Genomic DNA, 17,642 nt, shown 5'->3' with positions numbered 1-17,642 from the left:
TCGGGGCCGTCCCCTCCACAGGGGGCGGGCCCGACGGCGTTCGACCGCTTGAGCAGGGGGCTAGGCCGTGGGTTCCACGTAGCCGTACGGGCGGGTGATGATCTCCATGCCGTGGCCCGACGGGTCAAGGAAGTAGACGCCACGGCCGCCGTCGTTGTGGTTGATCTCGCCGGGATGCTTCATGTGCGGGTCGGCGAAGTACGGGACCCCGCCTGCCCGGATCTTCCCGAACGACACGTCGAATTCCTCCTCGGAGACGAGGAACGCGTAGTGCTGGACGGTGATGGACTCCGCCGGGGCGGTCGCGAAGTCGAGGGTGACGCCGTTGGCGGTTTCGACGGGGACGAACGGGCCCCATTCGGTCCCGACCTCGAGGCCGAGGATGTCCGCCAGGAACTCGGCGGATTCCCGGTTGTCACGGGAGTGGACGATCGTGTGGTTGAGCTGTACTGACATGAGTGAATGCCTCCGCAAGGCACATCACGGGCACCTCCATGCCTCACCCGGTCGGTGACCGACACGCGATGCCGTGATCACGATCCTAAAGGCCGCTTCCGGGTCGAGTCCACCGCATTCCGGTCATGCAGAACCTCCGTACACCGCCTTGACGTTGTCCTGGGCGGGATGTGTGCGGCCCGCCGGGCCCGCCGCGAAGGCCCGCAGCAGGTTCTCCGTGACCCGTGTGGTCAGCGCGCCCGCCTTCGCGTCGAGGCCGTGATTGGCTCCGCTGCGGCCGTCGCCCGTGGCGTCCAGGGCCTCCACCCAGCGCATGGTCCCGGTCGCGAACACGCCCGCGCCGCTCGGCACCGTGTAGTACGCCGTGTCATGGTGGCTGGGACGGCCCTCGCACACCACGGGGGAGTGGGCCAGGATCTCGATCGGCCGGGGCGTCGGAAAGCCGGTGTTGACCTTGTCGTACTCCACCCCCACCAGGTGCGCGAAGCGATCGCCCGCCTTCACGCCGGTGCCCTCGAACAGCCAGTGGCCGGGGTGGGTCACCACGTACGGGGCGTCCACCGGGTAGCCGTCGTAGATCACGCCGAGCAGCGAGCTCTCCGGGTCGGCGCCGGGCGCCGAGCGGAAGTCGACGGTGGCAGGGTGGCCCCGCTTGAATCCGGGGTCCTGGTCGTAGGCGGACTTGTAGCAGACCACCGTACGGTCCGGCCCGAGATCGGAGGGCTCCAGCCGGATCCGGCGGAAGCAGCAGTTCGCCCCCAGGATCGCGATGTTGGTCCCGGCGTCGCGGGCGGCGGTGAAGTGGGCCCGTTGCTCGGGCGACCAGTACTCGTCGTGGCCGAGGGAGAGCACCGCCGCGGCCCCTTCCAGCAGCCGCTTCTCCCGCGCCACGTCGGTGGTCGTCGCGTAGGCCAGCGGTATGCCGAGCCGTTCGGCGAGGGCGAGCAGCGGGGCCTCGTACACCAGGAACAGGCCCGCGCCGTCGTCGTACTCGTACGGCCGGTCGAACGTGACGGACAGGGAGCGCGACGCGTAGCCGCCGCTGGGTCCGTCGTAGCTGCCGTATCCGCCCCACCGGTTGTACGCCTGCCAGGTCGCCACCGCGTTCACCACGACCGTACGGCCGGTGCTCGCCGCCGAGCGCACGGTGACCGGGACGAAGCGCTGGCCCTCGCCGCCCTGTGCGTCGAGCCGCAGCAGGTAGCAGCCCTCCGGCCAGTCCTTGGTGTCGACGGTGGTGGTACGCGGCCACCGGGTGCGGACCATCCGGGTCGCGGAATCCACCGTGTGCTCGGGCTGGCGTACGCCGGGCAGGGCTTCGGACCGCCACACCAGCCGGGCCCGGGCGCCGCCGTACCAGCCCATCCGGTAGGCGGAGACGGTGAACCGGGGCGCGGTGGTGGACACGTGGAGACCGAAGGACTCGCCGGGCAGGACGCTGACCTTGTCGGCGAACCCCTCGACGGCCCGGGCCGGGCCGGCCTTGGTCACATGCCAGTCGCCGTTCCCGGGCTTGGCGTTCTCGGCCTTGACGTCGAAACCGGCCGGCCCGCCCTTGCCGCCCGTCCCGCCGGGCGTCGCCCCCTTCTTCTCGTCCCTGCCTGCTGCCCCGCCGTCAGCTCCCTCGCCGGTTCCGTTCGCGCAGCCCGCCACGGTCCCCAGCCCGGCGGCGGTCGCCGCACCCGTCGCGATCGCGAGGAACCGCCGCCTGCCCGCGCCGTCGCCGTTCCCGGCCCCGGCTATGTGCTCCTGATCCATGGAGGGCACGTTATGTCACGCTTGACGCACCTCTGCTACCGGCCCGGCCGCCCTCCCCGACGGCCCGCCCCGCGCCCGTCTCCCGGCTCACCCCAGCCGCACCACCACCTGCTGGACGGCCCCCGCCGCAGCGGTGAGATCCCCGAAGCCGAGCCACAACTGCGCGCCGGTGGCCTCCGAGACCAGGCTCGGCGGCCGGGACAGCACCGCGGCGACGGGCCGGTTCCAGAGGAGGGTCAGCGAGGTCACCGCGCGGGCCGGGTCCGAGACGCACACCGCGGCCGTACCGTCCGGTTTCTCCCGCACCGTCACGGAACAAGGTGCTCCCGCCTCCAGCGGGCCGGCCGACCCGGCCTGCCAGAAGTTGACCCCGGTGAAGCCCAGCGAGGGCACCGAGACGCCCTGGGCCGATTCCGAGTTGGCGAGCACGGACAGCCACCCCGGAGCGGCGGCCCGGGCGGCCGTCCGGGCCGCCGTCGCCCCCGGCATCACCTGGTGGACGTACCCGGCGCCGCCGGGGGCCGTGCCGTGGTCGTACCAGAGGGTCAGGTAGCGGCGGGTCAGGGCCGTGGCGGAGCCGCCCCGGTTGATGTCGCTCCACCGGCCGGTGCGCGCCTCCCGCAGCGCCTTGAACGACCGGGAGCCCGACATCACGTACCCGCCGAACCCCGCCAGGTGCGCCCAGCCGGGGGAGGGGAAGGCCGCCGACCAGTCGAGGGCGGTCGGCTGGAGCGTGCCCCCCACGGTCAGGGCATGCGTGCCGACGGCGCCCAGATTGCGGTTGTCGACCACCGTCTCGACCGCGGTCCCGTCCGAGCAGCGGATCCCGGCTCCCAGACAGACGATCGTGTCGTCGAGGAAGAACCAGGACTTGAAGGCCGTGAGCGTGCTGCCCAGCCCCCGCAGCTGCTGGCCCAGCGAGGCGAACTCCCCGTCGGTCGTACCGCCCACCCAGGCCGCGTCAGGCCGGGACGCCCCCCAGTCACCGCCTGCCCCGTCGGCGAGCACCTTGCGCGACACGGTGGTCCCCGGCAGCCGGTACGGGTCCACCGTGGGCCAGAAGGCGTCCGAGTACTGGCCGTTGCCGTACGTGGCCCCCCACCAGGAGAGCATCCCGCTCCCGGTGTGCCAGCCGCGCAGGTTCTCCCCGTTGCCCGTCTCGTAGTGGGCGATACGCTTCGAGGCCATGGACAGCGAGGCCGCCCAGCCGGGCCGCCGGTGGGTGGCCCGGTCCATGGACGCGAACAGGCGGTGCCCGACCGGCTCGGGCAGTGCCGTGACCGACGCGTCGGCCTCGACCTCGGCCAGCCGGGCGAGGGAGGACAGGGCGAGCGCCGTGTCCGCGAGGGGGCGACTGTAGTAGTCCCGGGCCGTCCACCCCTTCACCAGCCCCCTCCAGCGCGCCCGCTCGGCGGTGCTCGCGCCCTCCGCGAGCAGCAGGATCGCGGCGAGCACCGCATGCCCCCGGGCATGGTCGTCCTGCTGGACCTGCCGCGGGTCGGCGACCAGCAGACCCCGGCTGACCGCCCGCCCCGAAACGGCGTCCATGACCAGCCCGTTGAACAGGAACGGTGCCCAGGCCCGCTCCACCGCGTCGAAGGCGATCTGCGCCCCGGGGTCCGTGACCTGCCACGGCGTGCCCTTCAGCAGAGCGAACAGCAGCCCCAGCCCGCCGAGCAGCACCGCCCCGTACGTCCCCGTGTACGGCACCCAGGTGTGCTGGACGAACGACCCGTCGCGGTAGAGCCCGTCGCCCGCGGTGACGTACGGGAACACCGGCGCGAGCGCATCCCGGGCCAAGGCGATCTTCGCCGAATCCCCGCCGACCACCCCGCGCAGCGCCAGCACCCGGCACAGGTCCACCCGGTTCGCCCCCGTACTGGTCCCCGTGTACGAGCCGACCGCCGAGTCCGGGACGAAATGGTCGACGGCCGCGCAGAAATCGGCGGTCCGGGCGGCCGGGAGCTCCTCGTACAGCAGCACGCACAGGTCCAGCAGGGCCTGCGGGGCGCCGATCTGCCAGCAGTACCAGTTGCCGTACCGCACCTGGCCGGCGTGGTAGACGTCCGCGTGCAGATGGTCCAGCCCGGTCAGCAGGGCCGAGCGCAGCGCGCCGTCCCCGGTGAGCCCGGTCCCGGGCCGGACGTACGCCTCGGCCATCGTCCGCAGCCGGTAGTAGCTCTGCATCATCATCTCGGGGTCACTGCCGTACCCCAGGCCGGGCCAGAGCGAGCCCGCCGCCGGAGCCATGGCGGAGCGCCATCCGCCGGCCAGGGCGCCGAGATCGGCCAGTCTCGAACGGAACGGCTCGGCCGCGGCCGGGATGTCGCCGCCCAGGAAGAGACCGCGCCACACCGTCCTCATGGCGTCGTGGACCTCGCCCGCCGGCGCAGCCCCCGCCCGCGCGGCGGGAGCTCCCAGCAGGAACGCACCCCCGCCCGCGGCGGAGAGGAAGGCGCGCCGACTCCACACGTCTGTCATCGCTTGCTCCTTGTCCGATCCCGTACCGCTTCCCGTACCTCACGCCACGTGCTCGCGGTAGCGGTCGATCACCTCCCTCAACACCTCGGAGCCGTCCCTGGCCCACAGCCCTGGATGGAAGATCTCCACCTCCACCGGGCCCCGGTAGCCGGCCCCGTCCGCCAGCTCGCGGAACGCCCGCAGATCGATGCAGCCGTCGCCCAGCTGCCCCCGGCCCAGCAGCACCCCCTCGGGGAGCGGGGTCACCCAGTCGGCGACCTGGACCGACACGATCCGCCCGCCCGCGCCCGCCCGCCGCAGATCGGCCGGCAGCCGTTCGTCCCACCACAGGTGGTACGCATCGGCGACCACCCCCACCTGCCGCGCCGGGAACTGCTCGGCGATGTCCAGTGCCTGGCCGAGGGTGGAGACCACACAGCGGTCCGCGGCGAACATCGGATGCAGGGGCTCGATCCCCAGCCGTATCCCGTGCGCAGCGGCCCACGGGGCCAGCTCGCCCAGGATGTCGGCGATCCGCCGCCGCGCCCCCACCAGGTCCCGGTCGCCGTCGGGCAGGCCCCCCGAGACCAGGACCAGCGCGTCGGCGCCCAGTTCGGCCGCCTCCTCCACGGCCCGCCGGTTGTCCTCGAGGGCCGCCGCCCGCCCCGCCGGATCGGCGGCGGTGAAGAACCCGCCGCGGCACAGCGAGCTGACCCGCAGCCCGGCCCCGGCGATCAGTTTGGCCGTCTCGCGCAGCCCGAACTCCCGGACCGGATCCCGCCACAGCCCGACCGCGCCCACCCCGGCCGCCGCGCACCCGGCGACCAGCTCGGGCATCGACCACTGCCGGACCGTCTCCTGGTTGAGGCTGAACCGGGCCGGTGCCGGCCCCCGGCTCATGACGCCACCCCGTACACCGCGAGGAGCTGCCGCATCCGCGCCTCGGCGAGCTCCGGATCGGGGAACAGACCCAGCAGATCGGCCTGCTCGTACGCGGTGGCCAGATGGGGAAGCGGCCGGGCCGACTGCAGCCCGCCCACCATCGTGAAATGCTCCTGGTACCCCGCGAGCCAGGCCAGCAGCACCACCCCCGTCTTGTAGTGGCGGGTCGGCGGGGCGAACAGGTGCCGGGACAGCGCCACCGTCGGATCCAGCAGCTCCCGGAACCCCGCAGGATCGTCCCGGTCGAGGGCGAGCGCCGCACGGGCGGCCAGTGGGGCGATCGGGTCGAAGACGCCCAGCAGCGCGTCGCTGCCCGGCTCCCCGTCGTCCCCGTCCCCGGCGATCAGTTCCGGATAGTGGTAGTCGTCGCCCGTGTAGCAGCGCACGCCCGGCGGGAGTCTGCGCCGGACGTCCCGCTCCCGCTCCGCGTCCAGCAGCGAGACCTTGACGCCGTCCACCTTCTCCGGGCAGTCGGCGATGATCTTCAGGAGCACCTCGGTGGCCGCGTCGAGGTCGGCGTGGCCCCAGTACCCGGCCAGCTCCGGGTCGAACATCGGGCCGAGCCAGTGCAGTACGACCGGCCGGGCGCTCTGCCGCAGCAGTTTCCCGTACACCTCCAGATAGTCCTCCGGGCCGCGCGCCGCGGCCGCCAGGGCGCGGGAGGCCATCAGGACGGCCCCCGCCCCGCACGCCTCGACGTGCGCGAGCTGTTCCTCGTACGCGGCGGTGATCGCGGCCGGCGGGTGCCCGCCGCCCGGAGCCAGCTGGTCGGTGCCCGCGCCGCAGACGATCCGGCCGCCCACGGCCCGGGCCTCGGCGGCCGACCGGCGGATCAGCTCCGCCGCGGTCGGCCAGTCCAGGCCCATCCCGCGCTGCGCCGTGTCCATGGCCTCCGCGACTCCGAGGCCCTGCGCCCACAGCCGGTGCCGGAACGCCAGCGTCGCCTCCCAGTCCACCACCGGACCGGCCTGTGCCGAGCCGCCGGCCGAGGCGGTGAGGGGATCCGCGACCACATGGGCGGCCGCATAGAACCTGCGGCTGCGCGCCGGACCGCAGACCAGCGGCGCGAGCGGAGCGGTACCGGGCCGGTGCAGGCGGTACCCGCCGTCCGCCGACGGGAGCCGGATGCTCACAGGACCACCTCCGGCACCGGCAGCCGCCGGCCCTCCGCGGAGGAGCGCAGCCCCAGCTCGGCGAGCTGCACCCCGCGCGCACCGGCCAGCAGGTCCCACTGCCAGGGCTCGTCGAGTACGACGTGGCGCAGGAACAGCTCCCACTGCGCCTTGAAGCCGTTGTCGAAGGGTGCGTTGTCCGGCACCTCCTGCCACTGGGAGCGGAACGCCTCCGTCTGCGGCAGGTCGGGATTCCACACCGGCTTGGGTGTCGCCCCGCGGTGCTGGATGCGGCAGCCGCGCAGCCCGGCGACCGCCGACCCGTGCGTCCCGTCGACCTGGAACTCCACCAACTCGTCACGGTGGACCCGTACCGCCCAGGAGGAGTTGATCTGGGCGACGGCGCCGCCCTCGAGCTCGAACACGCCGTACGCGGCGTCGTCCGCCGTCGCCTCGTACGGCTTGCCCTCCTCGTCCCAGCGGCGGCCGATGTGCGTACGGGCCAGGGCCTGCACCGTCCGGACCCGGCCGAACAGCTCGTGCAGCAGGTACTCCCAGTGCGGGAACATGTCGGCGACGATGCCCCCGCCGTCCTGCGCCCGGTAGTTCCAGGACGGCCGCTGGGCCGGCTGCCAGTCACCCTCGAAGACCCAGTACCCGAACTCCCCGCGCACGGAAAGGACCTCGCCGAAGAAGCCGCCCTCGATCAGCCGCTTCAGTTTCAGCAGGCCCGGCAGGAACAGCTTGTCCTGGACCACGCCGTGCTTGACCCCGACCGCCGAGGCCAGGCGGGCCAGCTCGAGCGAGGACGCGAAGGTCAGGGCGGTCGGCTTCTCGCAGTACACGTGTTTGCCCGCCGCCACGGCCTGCCGGACCGCGGCCTCGCGGGCGCCTGTGACCTGGGCGTCGAAGTAGACCTCGACCTCGGGGTCGGCCAGCACGGCCGCCAGGTCCGTGCTGACGTGCTCCAGCCCGTGCTCCTCGGCGATGGCCCGCAGCGCCGGTTCCCGGCGCCCGACCAGCACCGGCTCGGGCCACAGCACCCGGCCGTCGCCCAGGTCCAGGCCGCCCTGCTCGCGCAGGGCGAGCAGCGAGCGGACCAGATGCTGGCGGTACCCCATCCGCCCGGTCACGCCGTTCATCGCGATCTTGATCGTCCTGCGCTCCATGGTGACCCCTCCTTCTAGCTCGTCGTCCGCGGGAAAGCGATAGAAAGCGCTTTCACTCCCATCACGCTAGAGCTGGGATGGATGGCAGCGCAACACCCGTACGAGTGATGGAAAGCGCTTTCCCGATCGGAGAGTATGGAGATCCATCCCCGGGTGAGACGATGACCCGGGACGAGCAGGAGGGGCGAAAAGGATGGCGGTGACTCTCGCCGAGGTCGCGGCGCACGCGGGCGTATCGCCCGCGACGGTCTCGCGGGTGCTCAACGGTGGATACCCGGTGGCCGGCGGTACCCGGACCCGCGTGGAACAGGCCGTCGAAGAGCTCGGCTACGTGGCCAACGGCCCCGCCCGCGCCCTCGCGGCCGCCACCTCCGACCTGGTCGGGGTCCTCGTCCACGACGTGGCGGACAGCTTCTTCGGCATCCTCGCCGGATCCCTGCAGAGCGCCCTCTCGCCGACCGGCCGGTCGGACGCCCGCCGGCTCGCCGTCGTCTGCAACACCGAGGGCGCCCCTGCGGCGGAACTGGCCTACCTCACCCTGCTGGAGGGCCAGCGGGCCGGCGGGGTCGTCCTGACCGGCGGCGCCGTGGAGGAGCCCGGGCACACCGCCGCGCTCACCGCCCGCATCACCCGAATGGCGGACTCCGGCGCTCCCGTCGTCCTGTGCGGCAGGCCCCCGCTGCCCGTACCCGCCGCCCTGCCCGTCGCCACCGTCATGTTCGACGACCGCGGCGGGGCCTTCCGCCTCGCCGAGCACCTGCTGACGCTCGGCCACCGGCGCATCGCGTACGTCGCGGGCCCGCCGGGGCTGAGCACCACCCGGGAGCGGCTCGGCGGACACCGCGAGGCGCTGCGGCGCCACGATCCCGCTCTGCCCGCGGCCTGCGACCCGCTCACCGTGCACGCCGGCTTCGAGCGCTCCGCCGGCTACGACGCCACCCGCGAACTGCTGCGCCGCGGGGAACCCTTCACCGCCGTCGCCGCGGCCAACGACACCGTCGCCACCGGCGTGGCCGCCGCCCTGCGCGAAGCCGGTCTGCGCATCCCCGAGGACGTCTCCGTCGCCGGCTTCGACGACCTGCCCTTCTGCGTGGACACCGCCCCCGCACTCACCACCGTCCGGGTGCCGCTGCGCGAGGCCGGCGTACTCGCCGCCCAGCTGGTCACCGGCCGCAGACCGCTGCCCCCGGGCGGCATCACCACCCTGCCCACCGAGCTCATGGTGCGCGGCTCCACCGCGGCGCCGCCCCCGGCCGACGGGAGCGGTCCGTGAGGTACGCGTTCTCCACGCTCGGCCTGCCCGGCGCGCCGCTCGACCGGAGCGCCGCCCTCGCCGCCGCCCACGGCTACGACGGCCTCGAACTGCGTGCCCACCCCGAGGAGCCCCTGCACCCCGACAGCCCGCCGGCGGACCGTGCGGCGGGTCTGCGCACCCTCACCGCCGCCGGCGTCGGCGTCCTCGGGGTCGCGGGCTACACCCGGGTGGCCGCCCCCGGCGCGGACGAGCCGGTCCTCGCCGAACTGCACGGCCTGGTCCGGCTCGCCGCCGACCTCGAAGCCCCGTACGTCCGGGTGTTCCCCGGCGGAGCCGAGCAGTCCGCGGCCGTCGCCGATGAGCACGCGGTACGCCGGCTGGCCGCCGCCGCGCCGTTCGCCGAGCGGCACGGGGTGCGGATCCTGCTCGAGACGCACGACTCGCACCGGACCGGAGCCGCCGCCGGGCGGGTGCTGGACCGGGTCGCGCATTCCGGCGCGGGCGCGCTGTGGGACGTACTGCACACCTGGCTCGGGGGCGAGCCACCGGCCGGGACGCGGCGGGCCCTGGCCCGGCACCTGGGCTACGTACAGGTGAAGGACGTGGCGTCGGCGCAGGAGCTCACCCCCCTCGGGCTCGGCGCCGGGGTGCTGCCGCTCGCCGAGGCGGTCGCCGCCGTAGCGCCGGACGGCTGGCTCTGCTGGGAGTACGAGAAGCGCTGGTATCCCGGCGCCGCCGAGCTGCCGGGCCAGCTCGCGCGGGGCCGGGAGTACCTGGAGCACCTGGTGGCCACGGCGACGGCGAAAGCGATGCCGACCGCGCCTCAGGCCGAGTAGGCGAGCCGCCCGCGGTCGACGGCGTAGCGGAACTCCAGGCCCATGGCGTACCGCTCCAGTTCCTCGACCGCCGTTGCCGCCAGCCGGTCCAGCTCCCCGCCCAGCGAGCCCGCCACATGCGGGGTGAGCAGCACGTTCGGGAGGTTGTACAGCGGGGAGCCGGTGGGCAGCACCTCGGGCTCGGTGTGGTCGAGTACGGCGTGCAGCCGTCCCGCGACCAGCTCCTCGGTCAGCGCCACGGTGTCGACGAGCGAGCCCCGCGCGGTGTTGACGAGCGTCGCGCCGTCCGGCATCAGGGCCAGCCGGGCGGCGTCCAGCAGATGGCGGGTCTGGGGGAGCGCGGGGGCGTGCAGGCTCACCACGTCGCTGCGGCGCAGCAGACCGTCGAGCGCACAGGACTCGCCGCCCAGCGCGGCGAGCTCGGCCGGGTCGGCGTACGGATCGTGGACGAGCACCCGCAGGTCGAACGGGCGCAGCAGCTCCATGACGCGCCGGCCGATGAGCGAAGCGCCGACGATGCCGACCGTGCGGTGGTAATTGCCGACGGCCGGGTAGCGGCGCAGCAGGTCGATCGGGCCGCGCGCCGCCCGGTAGGCGTGGGCGGATTCCAGGACCCGCTTGTTGGCGAACAGGATGGCGGCGAGCGCGTACTCGGCGACCGGTAGGGCATTGGCCGCGGCGGCGCTGGACACGAGCAGCCCGCGCTCCCAGCAGGCCTCCGTGACATGGTGTTTGACGCTCCCGGCGGCATGCACCACGGCGCGCAGCCGCGGCATCCGGTCCAGCGCCTGGGCGTCGAGCGGCGGGCAGCCCCAGCCGGTGAACAGCACCTCGGCCTCGGCGAGGCGGCGGTGGAGCTCGGGCTCGTCGTGGTCGAAGCCGGTCAGCAGAAGATCGGCGTCCACGTCGGCGACCCGGACCAGCTCGGGCAGCATCCGGCCGCTGAGGACGGCGGCCCGGGTCCCGGGGCTCATGGCGAGCACCGTGGCGGGGCGCCGCAGGGGGAGGAGGCGGTGGGTCACTTGACGGCTCCTGCGGTGAGACCCGAGCGCCAGAACCGCTGCAGGCCGAGGAAGGCCAGCACGAGCGGGACGACGGCGACGAGTGAACCGGTGATCACCAGGGGGTAGAGCTCGGGCTGCTGGTAGACGCTGCGGTTCCACATGAACAGGCCCAGACTGACGGGGTAGAGCCGCTCGTCGTTCAGCATGGTCAGCGCGCCGTAGAAGTTGTTCCAGATGGCCGTGAAGGTGAACAGGAAGATGGTCACAAACCCCGGCCACAGCATCGGGAACGACACGTGCGCGAACAGCCGCAGTTCACCCGCGCCGTCGACGCGGGCGGCGGCCAGCACCTCGTCGGGGACGTAGCCCTCGGCGAACACCCGGGCCAGGTACACCCCGAAGGGATTGACCAGGGCGGGCACCAGATAGGCCCAGTAGGTGTTCACGGTGCCGGCGGCCGAGGCCATCAGGTACAGCGGCAGCTGGAGCACGGTGGCGGGGACCAGGATCCCGGCGAGGACGACGCCGAAGAGCTTTTCCTTGTGCCGGAACCCGTAGGCGTGGAAGGCGTAGCCGCAGGCCACGCTGATGAGGGCGGAGAGGGTGGAGCCGACGACGGTGTAGAGCAGGCTGTTGGCGAGCCAGCGGCCGAAGATGCCGTCGTCGTACGTGAAGACCTCGCCGAGGTTGGTGAGGAGGCTGAAGTCCCCCGGGGCGTAGGGGTCGGTGGCGAAGAGGTCGCGGCGGTTCTTGGTGGCGGCCAGGACCAGCCAGGCGAGGGGCGACAGGGTGTAGGCGGCGACGAGGAGGAGGGCTGCGTTGACGGCGGTACGGGAGAGCAGGGCGCTCCTCGGCGCGAGGCGGGTCGGGGCCGGGCCGGCGGCGGGGCCGGGTGCCTGGCGGGGGGCGGGGCCGCGGGCCGGGGGTGCTGCCTCGGCCGGGGCGAGCGGGGCGGTCATGCGGACCTCCAGCGGTTGCCGAGCTTCGTGACGACGTAGGAGGCGGCGCCGGCGACCAGGGCGAGGAGCAGCGCGCTCGCGGCCGCCAGCCCGTAGTCGTGGCCCTTGAACGCGGCGCTGAAGACGTACATGGTCGGGGACCAGGACTCGCCCATCTCGGTGGCCCGGAGCTGGAGCAGCTGCGGGGCGTCGAAGAGCTGGACGGCGCCGACGCAGGTGAACAGGACGGTCAGGACGAGGGTGGGCCGGATGCTCGGCACCTTGACCTGGAAGGCGGTGCGGACGGCTCCGGCGCCGTCCATGGTGGCGGCCTCGAGGGTCTCGCGGGGCACGGCCTGGAGCCCGGCGTAGAAGATGATCACGTTGTAGCCCGTCCACTGCCAGGCCGAGATGTTGACCACCGACAGCAGGGCCTCGTCGCGGCCGAAGAAGTTCCAGGAGAACCCGGCCCCGTCGAGGACGTCGAGGACGGGGCTGAGGCCGGGCGTGTAGAGGTAGAGCCAGATCATCGCGGCGATCAGGCCGGGGACGGCGTGCGGCAGGTAGAAGGCGATCTGGAAGAACCGCCGGGCGCGGGCGAGGGCGGAGTCCAGGAGCAGGGCGAGGACCAGGGCGCCACCGACCATGACGGGGATGTAGAGCAGGCAGTAGACGGCGACGTGGCGGAACGAGGCCAGGAAGAGGGGATCCGACAGGGCCTTGGTGTAGTTCCCGATCCCGCTGAAGACCTGCCGGGCGCCGCCGAATCCGAGGCCGGACTGCTCCTCGCGGAAGAGGCTGAGCCAGGCGGCGTACCCGACGGGGGCGAGGGTCACGAGCGCGAAGAGGAGGAAGAAGGGGGCCATGAACCACAGGGCCGCGCCGGTGCCTCCGGGGGTGGGAACGGCTCGGGCCGACTGCGCCGAGCGGCGTCCGGCTGCCGGGCGGGTGGCCGCGGGGGCCGGAGCCGCCGCCGGGTCCGCCGCCGCCGACGCCGCGGCCGACGCCGCCGCCGCCGAAACCGCCGGAGCCACAGCCCCCGGCGGCCCGGGCCGGGTTTCGGCGGCGGGGTGGCGGGAGGTCGGGTGGGGGGAGGTGCGGTGCCGGTGCCCGCGCATCAGCCGGCCAGGCCCAGGCCGCGGTCCTTGATGGCCTTCTCGGCGGCCGACTGGCCCTCGTCGAGGGCCTTGACCAGGTCCGGGCCGGCCGCGTTCTGCGCCGAGTTGACCTGGAGGTGGACCGGGCCCCACGTCCAGCCCGGCACGATGGTGGCCGCTGCGGCCCCGGCCAGGCCGTACGGGTCCTGCCCCTCGAAGTACGCCGTGTCGAACAGCTTCGCGGCCTCGGCCCGCATCTCGGCGTTGGCAGGCAGGGCGCTGCTCGGCGACTTCAGCGAGCTGAGCCGGGCCTTGATCGCCTCCGGGTCGGTGGTGACCCACGTGATGAACTCCGCCGCCGCCTCGGTGTGCTTGCTGCCCTTGGGAACGATGTACGAGGTGCCGCCGTACATGCCGGTCGCGGGCTTGCCGTCCCAGGTCGGAAGCGGGGCGATGCCCCACTTCCCCTTGAGGTCCGGGTAGTTCGCGAGGAAGGTGCCCGCGGTCCAGGCGGCGCCGATGACGGTCGCCACCTGCCCGGACGACCGTTCCTTCGCCTCACCCTCGCCCCACAGCGGGGTCTTCGACGCCACCCCCGAGGCCATCAGGCCGTTCCAGTACTGCGCCACCTTCTTCGAGGCGGGGTCGTCGATCGCGACCTTCCACTTGTCGCCCTCGGTGCCGTACCACCGGGCGCCCGCCTGCCACGAGAGGCCCGCCAGCACCGCCGGGTCGCCGCCGCCGAAGTTCGTGATCTTCACCGACGGGTCGGCCCGGTTGATCTTCTCCGCGGCCGCCTTGTACTCGTCCCACGTCTTCGGCACGGCCACCCCGTGCTTCTCGAAGACGTCCTTCCGGTAGAAGAGTTCGAGCGGGGTGACGTCGAAGGGCACGGCCCACGTCTTGCCGCCCAGCTTGACCAGGGACTGGACCGCCTCGGGGAACTTCTCGGAGACCAGCTTCCCGGACGTTGCGCTCAGGTCCTCCAGGTTGCCGCCGCTCGCGAACTCCGGGAGCGCCGAGTAGTCCATCGTCGCGATGTCCGGCGCGTTGCCGCCCTTGACCGCGTTGGCCAGCTTCGCCGCCCCGTCCGGCCCGCCCGGCACCGCCGAGAACTGCACCCGGATGTGCGGGTGCGTCGTGTTGAAGGCGTCCGCCGTCTGCTGCGCACCCGCGGACGAGGACCAGTAGGTGACGGTGACCGGCTGCTCCGGCGAGCCGCCGGCCGCCCCGGCCGCGCCCGGGTCCGCCCCTCCTCCGCACGCGGTGGCGAGCAGGGCGAGCGAGAGCGCCGAGGCGGTCAGGACGGATCGGGGCATGCGGGAGGAACGGAAGCTGCGCGACATGGACAGACTCCTACGGACGACCGCAGACGGCGGAGGATGGGAGAACGCGGCCCATCTTTTGTGCGAACGTGCACACCGTCAAGAGCGAATGCGCAACTCGATCGAAATGATCGCCTCCAGGGCCTCTTCCTGTTCCTTATGAGCGGATCGTCAGGCGGGGGAGCAGTTCCAGATGCTGCCGCGACCCCGCCGCCCGCCCCGCGTCCTGCTCGTCGCCCGCCGCCGTCAGCCGGTCCAGCAGCAGCGCCGCCGCCCGGGCCCCCACCTCGTGCTTGGCCGGTGCCACCGCCGAGAGCGGTACGTCGGCCAGCCCCGCCACCTCGTCGTCGTACGTGATCACCGCGAGGTCCTCGGGAACCCGTACGCCGCGTGCCTGGAGCCTCGGGATCAGCATGATCGCGTCGGTGTCGCTGTGGATCAGGGCCGCGGTCACCCCGCCCGCCGTCACCGCCTCGCACAGGTAGTCCAGCGTCCGCGCGAACAGGTCCGCGTCCGACACGGGGCCCGGCCCCGCCGCCGGCCACGGCGGCGCCGGCTCCAGTCCGAGCGCCGCCACGGCCGCCTCGTACCCGGCCCGCAGCCGCGGCGTCGTCGGCGTCGCACGGCTGGCCAGCGCGATCCGCCGGTGGCCCCGTTCCACCAGGTGCTGCACCGCCGCCGCAGCGCCGTGCGCATGGTCGGAGGCCACCCGGTCCAGGGCCGCGGCCGGATGCCCCGGCGGGGCCCACCGCTCCACCAGCACCGTCGGAACCGGCAGCTCCGCCGTCCACGCCCCTTCCCCGGGGCCGGGCGAACCGGCATCCCAGTTCGGGGTGAGCAGCAGCCCGTCCGCCCCGGTGGACAGCAGCCGGCCGGCCTGCGTCCGGTCCTCGCCGGGCAGGTACCGGGTCAGGCCCACGGTCAGTCGCGCGCCCCTCGCCTCCACCACCTCACGGGCTCCCCGTACGACCTCCGCGTAGTAGTACTCCGTGGTCGGCACCACCATCCCGATCACCAGCCCCGCGGCCCCCGCCGGGGCCGCCGCCCGGCCCCCGGCCGGCACCGCCGGCTCCCGGGTCGTGGAAGCGCCCGGGCGCCCGGCCTCCACCCGGCTGATCACCCCGTGCATCCGGTGGATCTCGCCGCGGGCTGCCATCGCCTCGATGTCGCGCCGCAGGGTGACCGGCGAGACGCCCAGCTCCTGCGCCAGGTCCGCCACGCGCACACTGCCACGCGCCCGGACGAGCGCGAGCACCTGTGCCTGGCGCTGGTCCACATGTGGTCTCAAGGTTTCCGTACCCCCTGCGGTCTTTCGACGGCATGCCTGTCCGCGCCGTGTCTCCGTCATCATAGAGAATCGAACCGATCGATTCGATCGTTTCCGATCAACCGGTCATTGACGGCGTGGAGGGTGCGTTCATATATTCGGCGGCGTCCGGCACCTCACGGCATCACGACCTCTCTCGGGAGTCAGCGCATGCTCACGTACGACCAGGACGGATTCCGGCGCGCAGGCCGCCCCCACCGCATCGTCTCGGGGGCCCTGCACTACTTCCGGGTCCACCCCGACCTGTGGGAGGACCGGTTGCGGCGGCTGCGCGCCCTGGGTGCCAACACCGTGGACACGTACGTCCCCTGGAACTTCCACGAGACCGCCCCCGGCAAGGCCGACTTCACCGGCTCGCGCGACCTCGGCCGCTTCCTGCGCACCGCCCAGGACCTCGGCCTCGACGCCGTCGTCCGCCCCGGCCCGTACATCTGCGCCGAATGGGACTTCGGCGGCCTGCCCGCCCGGCTCCTCGCCGTCGACGGCCTCCACCTGCGCTGCTCCGACCCCCGCTTCGAGGCCGAGGTCGACGGCTGGTTCGACCTCGTGGTCCCCGAGCTGCTGCCGCTGCTCGCGAGCCGCGGCGGTCCGGTCGTCGCCGTACAGATCGAGAACGAGTACGGCTCGTACGGCAACGACACCCGCTACCGCGCCCACGTGGAACGGGCCCTGGTCGAACGCGGCGTGGACTGCCTCCTGTTCACCGCCGACGGGCCCGAGGACGCCATGCTCCAGGGCGGCATGCTCCCCGGCCGGCTCGCCACCGCCACCTTCGGTGCCCGGCCCGCCGAACGCCTCGCCCACCTGCGCCGCTACCAGCGGACCGGCCCGCTCGCCGCCATGGAGTTCTGGATCGGCTGGTTCGACCACTGGGGCGAGGACCACCACGTCCGCGCCGTCGAGGAAGCGGCCCGGTCCCTGGACGAACTCCTCGCCACCGGCGCCTCCGTCAACCTCTACATGGCCCACGGCGGCACCAACTTCGGCTTCTGGGCCGGTGCCAACCACACCGGGTCCCGCCCCGGCGATCCGGGCTACGAGCCCACCGTCACCAGCTACGACTACGACGCCCCCATCGGCGAGGCCGGCGAACTCACCGCCAAGTTCCACGCGTTCCGCGAGGTCATCGGCAAGTACGCACCTCTGCCCGACGGGCCGCTGCCCGAACCGCCGCCCCGTATCACCCCCGCCCTCGCCGTCCCGGCCGGCGCCGCCCCGCTCCTGGACCACCTCGACCTGCTCGGCGGGGAGCCCGTGCTGCGCCCCGCGCCCGAGTCCATGGAGAAGCTCGACCAGGCCCACGGCATGATCCACTACCGCACCACCGTCACCGGGCCGCGCCCCGCCATGCCCGTCCGGATCGACGGCCTCGGCGACCGCGCGTACGTGTTCGCCGACGGGGAGCCCCTCGGCATCCTCGACCGCAACCGGCCCGACGAGGGCCTCGACCTGCCCGTCGAAGAGGCGGGGGTCGTCCTCGACGTCCTCGTCCGCGCCCAGGGGCGGGTCAACTACGGCCCGCTCCTCGACGACCGCAAGGGCATCTGGCGCGGTGTCCGCCACGGCCACCAGCAGCTGTTCGAGTGGGAGATCCGGCCGCTCCCGCTCACCGACCTGACCCACCTGAGCTGGTCGCCCGAAGCGCCCGACACACCCACTACACCCGACACGGGCCGCCCGGCCTTCCACCGCTTCACCCACGCCCTCCCGGACGCCCCCGCCGACGGATTCGTCGACGTCTCCGGCTGGGGCACCGGCCTCGTCTGGCTGAACGGCTTCCTCCTCGGCCACTACGACACCCCGCGCGGACCGCAGCGCACCCTCTACGCCCCCGCACCGCTGTGGCGGACCGGCCGGAACGAGATCGTCCTCCTCGAGCTGGAGCGCCCCGGCGCCGACCTGCCGCTGCGCGACCGCCCCGACCTGGGCCGCCCCACCGTCGTCACCCTCGAATGAACCCCGC

14 protein-coding genes are annotated in these 17,642 nt (G+C 73.5%); 3 read left to right on the top strand and 11 right to left on the bottom strand.

Annotation, left to right across the window (positions count from 1 at the left end):
• Positions 1-60: 60 nt before the first annotated feature.
• The 6 genes from ACZ49B_RS23300 to ACZ49B_RS23275 all read right to left on the bottom strand — a co-directional run bounded on the left by ACZ49B_RS23300 (position 61) and on the right by ACZ49B_RS23275 (position 7,897).
• Positions 61-456 (bottom strand): VOC family protein, encoded by a 396-nt coding sequence (locus ACZ49B_RS23300; RefSeq protein WP_468308984.1) that lies wholly within the window; start codon positions 454-456, stop codon positions 61-63.
• Between the two features lie 123 nt (positions 457-579).
• Positions 580-2,214 carry a N,N-dimethylformamidase beta subunit family domain-containing protein gene (locus ACZ49B_RS23295; protein ID WP_468308983.1) on the bottom strand — a complete coding sequence of 545 codons (1,635 nt, stop codon included), beginning with the start codon at positions 2,212-2,214 and terminating at the stop codon, positions 580-582.
• 87 nt (positions 2,215-2,301) lie between these two features.
• On the bottom strand, positions 2,302-4,695 hold the full coding sequence (locus ACZ49B_RS23290; RefSeq protein WP_468308980.1) for a polysaccharide lyase 8 family protein: 2,394 nt from the start codon (positions 4,693-4,695) through the stop codon (positions 2,302-2,304).
• A gap of 39 nt (positions 4,696-4,734) precedes the next feature.
• The gene (locus ACZ49B_RS23285) at positions 4,735-5,574 is read right to left on the bottom strand and encodes a sugar phosphate isomerase/epimerase family protein (protein ID WP_468308978.1); all 840 of its coding nucleotides are present in this window, start codon (positions 5,572-5,574) and stop codon (positions 4,735-4,737) included.
• The gene (locus tag ACZ49B_RS23280; RefSeq protein WP_468308976.1) at positions 5,571-6,749 is read right to left on the bottom strand and encodes a dihydrodipicolinate synthase family protein; all 1,179 of its coding nucleotides are present in this window, start codon (positions 6,747-6,749) and stop codon (positions 5,571-5,573) included. Before ACZ49B_RS23280 ends, ACZ49B_RS23285 begins: the two co-directional genes overlap by 4 nt.
• Positions 6,746-7,897, bottom strand: a complete 1,152-nt coding sequence (locus ACZ49B_RS23275) for a Gfo/Idh/MocA family protein (RefSeq protein WP_468308973.1) — start codon at positions 7,895-7,897, stop codon at positions 6,746-6,748. The genes ACZ49B_RS23280 and ACZ49B_RS23275 overlap by 4 nt, the downstream gene beginning before the upstream one ends.
• A gap of 193 nt (positions 7,898-8,090) precedes the next feature.
• On the opposite strand from ACZ49B_RS23275, the gene ACZ49B_RS23270 reads away from it, so the two are divergent.
• Entirely contained in the window at positions 8,091-9,170 is a 1,080-nt protein-coding gene (locus ACZ49B_RS23270) for a LacI family DNA-binding transcriptional regulator (protein ID WP_468308972.1), read from the top strand.
• Positions 9,167-9,988: a sugar phosphate isomerase/epimerase family protein gene (locus tag ACZ49B_RS23265; protein ID WP_468308969.1), complete on the top strand. Its 822-nt coding sequence runs from the start codon at positions 9,167-9,169 to the stop codon at positions 9,986-9,988. Before ACZ49B_RS23270 ends, ACZ49B_RS23265 begins: the two co-directional genes overlap by 4 nt.
• Here ACZ49B_RS23265 and ACZ49B_RS23260 read toward each other — a convergent pair.
• The 5 genes from ACZ49B_RS23260 to ACZ49B_RS23240 form a co-directional block, all read right to left on the bottom strand.
• Entirely contained in the window at positions 9,976-10,962 is a 987-nt protein-coding gene (locus ACZ49B_RS23260; protein WP_468309025.1) for a hydroxyacid dehydrogenase, read from the bottom strand. The genes ACZ49B_RS23265 and ACZ49B_RS23260 overlap by 13 nt on opposite strands.
• A 44-nt stretch (positions 10,963-11,006) precedes the next feature.
• Positions 11,007-11,951, bottom strand: a complete 945-nt coding sequence (locus ACZ49B_RS23255) for a carbohydrate ABC transporter permease (protein ID WP_468308967.1) — start codon at positions 11,949-11,951, stop codon at positions 11,007-11,009.
• On the bottom strand, positions 11,948-12,796 hold the full coding sequence (locus ACZ49B_RS23250; protein WP_468309022.1) for a carbohydrate ABC transporter permease: 849 nt from the start codon (positions 12,794-12,796) through the stop codon (positions 11,948-11,950). Before ACZ49B_RS23250 ends, ACZ49B_RS23255 begins: the two co-directional genes overlap by 4 nt.
• A gap of 251 nt (positions 12,797-13,047) precedes the next feature.
• Positions 13,048-14,373: an ABC transporter substrate-binding protein gene (locus ACZ49B_RS23245; RefSeq protein ID WP_468308965.1), complete on the bottom strand. Its 1,326-nt coding sequence runs from the start codon at positions 14,371-14,373 to the stop codon at positions 13,048-13,050.
• A 136-nt stretch (positions 14,374-14,509) separates the two neighbouring features.
• Positions 14,510-15,640 (bottom strand): substrate-binding domain-containing protein, encoded by a 1,131-nt coding sequence (locus ACZ49B_RS23240; protein WP_468308961.1) that lies wholly within the window; start codon positions 15,638-15,640, stop codon positions 14,510-14,512.
• Positions 15,641-15,829: 189 nt separating this feature from the next.
• Between ACZ49B_RS23240 and ACZ49B_RS23235 the strand changes: the two genes are divergently transcribed.
• A complete protein-coding gene (locus ACZ49B_RS23235; RefSeq protein ID WP_468308960.1) occupies positions 15,830-17,635 on the top strand; it encodes a glycoside hydrolase family 35 protein in 1,806 nt (601 codons plus the stop codon).
• The last annotated feature ends 7 nt before the right edge of the window (positions 17,636-17,642 follow it).

This window comes from Streptomyces sp. NPDC031132 (assembly GCF_055570595.1).
The sequence above is the reverse complement of the archived record's forward strand: the minus strand, read 5'-3'. Positions and strand labels throughout refer to the sequence as shown.

Bases quoted from the DNA above. Each gene is read 5' to 3' on its own strand.
- ACZ49B_RS23300 (WP_468308984.1), bottom strand. From the start codon at position 456: ATGTCAGTACAGCTCAACCACACGATCGTCCACTCCCGTGACAACCGG.
- ACZ49B_RS23295 (WP_468308983.1), bottom strand. From the start codon at position 2,214: ATGGATCAGGAGCACATAGCCGGGGCCGGGAACGGCGACGGCGCGGGC.
- ACZ49B_RS23290 (WP_468308980.1), bottom strand. From the start codon at position 4,695: ATGACAGACGTGTGGAGTCGGCGCGCCTTCCTCTCCGCCGCGGGCGGG.
- ACZ49B_RS23285 (WP_468308978.1), bottom strand. From the start codon at position 5,574: ATGAGCCGGGGGCCGGCACCGGCCCGGTTCAGCCTCAACCAGGAGACG.
- ACZ49B_RS23275 (WP_468308973.1), bottom strand. From the start codon at position 7,897: ATGGAGCGCAGGACGATCAAGATCGCGATGAACGGCGTGACCGGGCGG.
- ACZ49B_RS23270 (WP_468308972.1), top strand. From the start codon at position 8,091: ATGGCGGTGACTCTCGCCGAGGTCGCGGCGCACGCGGGCGTATCGCCC.
- ACZ49B_RS23260 (WP_468309025.1), bottom strand. From the start codon at position 10,962: ATGAGCCCCGGGACCCGGGCCGCCGTCCTCAGCGGCCGGATGCTGCCC.
- ACZ49B_RS23255 (WP_468308967.1), bottom strand. From the start codon at position 11,951: ATGACCGCCCCGCTCGCCCCGGCCGAGGCAGCACCCCCGGCCCGCGGC.
- ACZ49B_RS23250 (WP_468309022.1), bottom strand. From the start codon at position 12,796: ATGGCCCCCTTCTTCCTCCTCTTCGCGCTCGTGACCCTCGCCCCCGTC.
- ACZ49B_RS23245 (WP_468308965.1), bottom strand. From the start codon at position 14,373: ATGTCGCGCAGCTTCCGTTCCTCCCGCATGCCCCGATCCGTCCTGACC.
- ACZ49B_RS23235 (WP_468308960.1), top strand. From the start codon at position 15,830: ATGCTCACGTACGACCAGGACGGATTCCGGCGCGCAGGCCGCCCCCAC.